The 1213-nt window shown below is 56.1% G+C and carries 1 protein-coding gene; it reads left to right on the plus strand.

Annotated features, from left to right (window positions below; translation table 11 throughout):
- Positions 1–986, plus strand: a 986-nt coding sequence (locus tag AD944_RS00380; protein WP_169796343.1) for a Fic family protein, incomplete at its 5' end; no start/stop codon positions are given.
- Positions 987–1213 lie beyond the last annotated feature (227 nt).

Genomic DNA, 1213 nt, shown 5'->3' on the forward strand with positions numbered 1-1213 from the left:
TTGCGCGGGCAGCAGTCTGGCTGACCAATCGGGAGAGCAAGGCGAGCTTTGCAATTGAGGGCGAGGCAGACCAGACCGACAAGATTGCCCTCTTCAGCCATGTGCTGGCAACCAGGACCGGCAAGGGTGCAATCCCTCTTATCGGTCCGGCGCTCGTTGAGCTGCAGAAGGATATCATCGGCCCGAAAACGTTCATCAGCAGTTTCGGTCCCAGAAAATCACCGGTTTTTGTAGGCGAGAACACGATACGCGGGGAAGTCGTACATTATGTAGCGCCGCCACCGGAAGACCTGAAGGATATGCTTGATGGACTTGCAGCCTTCCTCAAAAAAACCCGGGGGCAGTCACCCATTCTGCGTGCTGCAGTCGTCTCCTTCGGCTTTGTCTACATTCATCCCCTGGCAGACGGGAATGGTCGGACACACCGCTATCTCATCAATGACATTCTCTGCCGGGATAACGCTATCCCGGATGGTGTCATCATTCCGGTGTCCGTTGCCATTATGGCCGACAAGACAAGCAGGCGTCACTACGATGCGATCCTTGAACGCGTCTCAAACCCTCTGATGAGGGTCGCGCGTCCGCATGTGTCTTTCGCGTCGAAAAACAAAACCTATCCGGACGGTATTCAGTCCAACCTTGTGTTTACTGGCGATGGAACGGCCCGGCCAGCGTGGCGCTATCCGGACCTTGCCCGGCATGTCGACTATCTTGGGCACGTTATCAGACTTACGATGGACGAGCACATGCAGGAGGAGGCTGACTATCTCCGGCGTCACTATACGGCGCGCGGGCTGATCAAGGCCGTGCTGGACATGCCGGATAAGGATGCCGACCGCATCATTCGAAGCCTGCAATCCAACAACTTCATCGTCAGCAACGGCCTGCGGAAGGAATTCTCAGGACCTGAAGTCGCCCGCCAGGTCACAGATGACGAATGGAAAGGCTTTGCTGAGAGCGTGAGGTTGGCCTTCCGGAATGAGTGATACCCCGCCAGGGTATCACCTTTACCACCGCCAACCGGTGGCAGGCACCCTTCGCTTTCAGGCTGTTCGTCGAGGCGTTGCGATATTCGCAGTAAGACGGTTGAGAGCAGAATTTTTCAGTTGCCATCCTGCCCGGCATGTTCCGTTGTCCGAATATCCCAGTAGAGAAAGGCCAGGAACGGAAGGGGCTGTTGATTTTCACCGAGAACTGACCCGGGAAGGGTATA

The organism is Acetobacter tropicalis (assembly GCF_001580915.1).
GTDB lineage: Bacteria > Pseudomonadota > Alphaproteobacteria > Acetobacterales > Acetobacteraceae > Acetobacter > Acetobacter tropicalis.